This is a genomic window from Methanomethylovorans sp. (assembly GCF_041305605.1).
GTDB lineage: Archaea > Halobacteriota > Methanosarcinia > Methanosarcinales > Methanosarcinaceae > Methanomethylovorans.
On sequence record NZ_JBFYLB010000121.1, the window covers coordinates 1 to 3,463 of the forward strand.

Sequence of the window (3,463 nt, forward strand, 5' to 3'; positions counted from 1 at the left end):
CTGAAGTCCACGATGATCACGTTGACAATATTGTGACCACCTGCAAGAGGCCAGGCCTTTTCTATGAAATAATACGAAAGCGATTCAAAAGGCGGTATGATACCCGGAGTTGCGCTCAACAGCAATATCAATACTACGGAGGCTACGCATATTGCTATCAGAGCGTCTCTGATGAACAGGGAAGGAGATATATGTTCCTTAAAGGTCTGGGGGATCTTAACAATGGCAAGCAGGAAAATAATAGTGGAAAGGGTTTCCACAAGCACCTGCGTAAGTGCAAGGTCCGGGGCTGACAGATATATGAAAAGTAAACTTACAAGGTATCCAAGGGCTGACAGGGATATCACAGCCGGTAGATATTTAGGCAATACTGCTGCTCCCACAGCAGCCACCACCATAAAAAAGAACACTAGTGCTTCGTATGGTTCCACATTGAAGTCCAGTTTTGGTACAAAACCCGCTGAAAGTTTCAAGAAAGGTATTGCGAACAATAGGACCATTAAACCCAGGAAGGCAAGCACATATCCCTTGACCGGTCCTGGCTGCATGAAAGAGGAGAATCCTTTCAGAGTTCCTTTTGCGTTGTTCACAAGGCCGTCATACATGTAATTGACACTGATCATCGGGAACTTACGATTAAAGCTGTTCTGCCATTCGGCTATAGAGTCATACTTTGTGTATACTGCAATACCCAGCAGGAAGGTTATCAGAGTCATTGCCAGGGAGCCTGTCAGTCCATGCCAGAGCTGCACATGCAAATGCTGAGCTTCCATCATTATTGAAGAAGCCGTAGGTTCCACCAGATTTTGCACTGCTATAGATGGTACAAGCCCGAAAAGTATGATGAGTCCGGCAAGGAAAGCTGCCGGAAGGATCATAACGAACGAAGGATCGTGGATATGGGACGGTAACCCTTTATCAGGGCGCTTGCCAAGGAAAATGGCAGCTATGAACTTGATCGAGTATGCAAAAGTGAACACTCCGCCAGCTACGGCCAGAGCTGGTATAATAAATGTGAAAGGACTTCCGAGTGCATGTCCCATCTCAATGGAAGACTCATAGAACATTTCCTTGCTCAAAAAACCATTTAGAGGCGGAACTCCTGCCATGGAAAGGGCACCGATCGTTGCGATAATGAACGTAATAGGCATCTCATGTCGTAAACCACCGAGCCTTGTAATATCACGGGTGGCAGCTTCATGCGCAACGATACCAGCCACAAGGAACAAACATGCCTTGAAGGTTGCATGGTTAAGCAGATGGAAGGTTGCAGCAGCAACTCCCATGCCTGGTTCCTGATATGTACTATAGCCGAACATTGTCATGATATATGCCAGCTGGCTGATAGTGGAATACGCAAGTATAGCTTTTATATCGGTCTGCCTGAAGGCCAGGAAACCTGCAACCAGCATTGTGATGATCCCTGTACCACTTACCAGTATGAACCAGGCTTCTGTTCCTGAAAATATCGGGTGTATCCTGGCAACAAGGTAAATACCGGCTTTTACCATGGTGGCCGAGTGCAGAAAGGCACTGACCGGGGTTGGTGCTTCCATTGCGTTGGGAAGCCATATATAGAAAGGACCCTGGGCGGATTTTGATGCTGCCCCAATAAATACCAATACAAGAGCTGCAAGGAATAGTTCATGACTTTGCACTGTTGCTATCAGTGCCTCATTCTGAAGGATCGTTGGTATATCAAAGGTGCCTGTTATGGAACGTAGTACTATGAAGCCTGCAAGCATGAAAAGCCCGCCTGCAGCTGTCACTAACAACGATTTAGTGGCACCGTAATCAGATTCCGGTTTGTTCCTCCAGTAGCCAATGAGCATGAAAGAGGTTATACTGGTAAGTTCCCAGAAGATAAAGAGCATTATCGTATTGGCAGCAAATACCATTCCCAGCATGGAACCCATGAACAAGAGAAGCCATTGGTAATACCTGGGCAGATCTTCTTTGTGGCTCATGTAGCCGTTAGAGTAGGACATAATGATTATGCCTATACCGGTTATGATGATACCGAACAGAATGCTCAGGCCATCCACATATATACTGTATTCCACACCCATCGAGGGAAGCCACTCCACAGATGCCTGGAAGTGATCACCATGTATCACAAGAGGCGCGACACTGATAACCAGCAGAAAGCTCACGAAAGCAATGAGTGAAGCAAACCAGCCAACTCTGTGTTTTATCAACTTCTCTACTGCTGGCACTGCAGCGGCCAACAAGAATGGTAGGAATACCGCCAATGTTATCGATATGAATGGGTCCATGCCTACCCCCATTATTCTACGTATATATAATTGTTTTTAATGATGGATTCTGACTATATAACGAATTAAAATTTTAAAAAGTGAGTACATGTAAAAGGTATGCTTATATGTCCTGTAAGGCGGTGTGTCCATCATCAGATTCCATCTATAAGTGAAACCATTTATTCGACATGTACCAGCACTGTCTTTTCAGCATCAAATATCTTCAGGACCACTTCCAGCACTCCGTTGCGGTAAGTGGCCTTTGCACTTTCAGGATCAACTTTTGATGACAGTATGATCTGCTCCGAGTACTTCCGTTCGCCGTGAGAAGCCTTAAGATCAAGCAAAATATCTGTTGCTTTTAGAATGATCTCACCTGTCGAGATTCCCGGAAGCTCTGCCGTAACATAAATTCTATCGTCTGTTTCTACTATGTCTATCAAGGGCTTACGTTTCTGTATAAAGGAACTCTTTTCCCCAAATCCTTCTGTTGTGGATTCTGCAGGTAAGCTGCCGAATTCCCGTATTTCAGGTTCGTCTTCCGAATGGTTGAGAACAGAAAAGCCATAAATGAAGGGTGTTGGAAATTTGTTCAAATCAGACCCCAGATTTTCTATCATCTTTTCTATCAGATCTTCTATATGATCAAAATAGTCCGGACCAAAGACTTCATCAAAGAAACCCTTGGTTTTTATTTTACCTTTTTTTTTCCTCTTATCCTTCATACCATAACACCGATTTTGAAATGTTCTTGACCAATTTAATATATAAGTATGAGCTGTTGGAACTTTTTTATTTCCATATTCATCTGACATTGTCAATCAATGACTACATTATGAAATAATTATTACCAAAAATCTTTTTAGCAGGTAAGATCAATATCATTGAGATCATACATGCACACGAAAATCAAATAAGGAGAGGAAGATACAAATGCCAAGAGAGCTCTCTCAGAAAGATATCAATCTATTGAAACAAGTAGCTCCCGAGTGTAAAGGTCTGGATTGTGCAGGTTCAGGTGCTCCCTACAAATCTATTTTGCCACCTCTTGCCAATCATTTTGCTACAAGTGAAAAGGATTTCAGAGAAAGGCTGGAAAAGCTAGGTCAAGAAGACCTGGAATATTTGCTGTCACTTATTCAGAATGGAAGCGAAAGCCTTGGCTGTGTGCCTCCGCATTATATGCAGGTATTCATTGATCTGGT

3 protein-coding genes are annotated in these 3,463 nt (G+C 43.5%); 1 reads left to right on the top strand and 2 read right to left on the bottom strand.

Annotated elements, in window-relative coordinates:
- Together mbhE and ACCM36_RS07705 are read right to left on the bottom strand one after the other, a co-directional pair.
- Positions 1-2,276, bottom strand: a 2,276-nt coding sequence (gene mbhE, locus ACCM36_RS07700; protein WP_370573169.1) for a hydrogen gas-evolving membrane-bound hydrogenase subunit E, incomplete at its 3' end; no start/stop codon positions are given.
- 161 nt (positions 2,277-2,437) lie between these two features.
- Positions 2,438-2,983: an Hsp20/alpha crystallin family protein gene (locus ACCM36_RS07705; protein WP_370573170.1), complete on the bottom strand. Its 546-nt coding sequence runs from the start codon at positions 2,981-2,983 to the stop codon at positions 2,438-2,440.
- Between the two features lie 208 nt (positions 2,984-3,191).
- Here ACCM36_RS07705 and ACCM36_RS07710 point away from each other — a divergent pair.
- Positions 3,192-3,463 (top strand): hypothetical protein (locus ACCM36_RS07710; RefSeq protein WP_370573171.1); only part of this gene is annotated, 272 nt, incomplete at its 3' end.

Excerpts from the sequence above, each read along its gene's own strand:
- ACCM36_RS07705 (WP_370573170.1), bottom strand. The coding sequence starts at position 2,983 with ATGAAGGATAAGAGGAAAAAAAAAGGTAAAATAAAAACCAAGGGTTTC.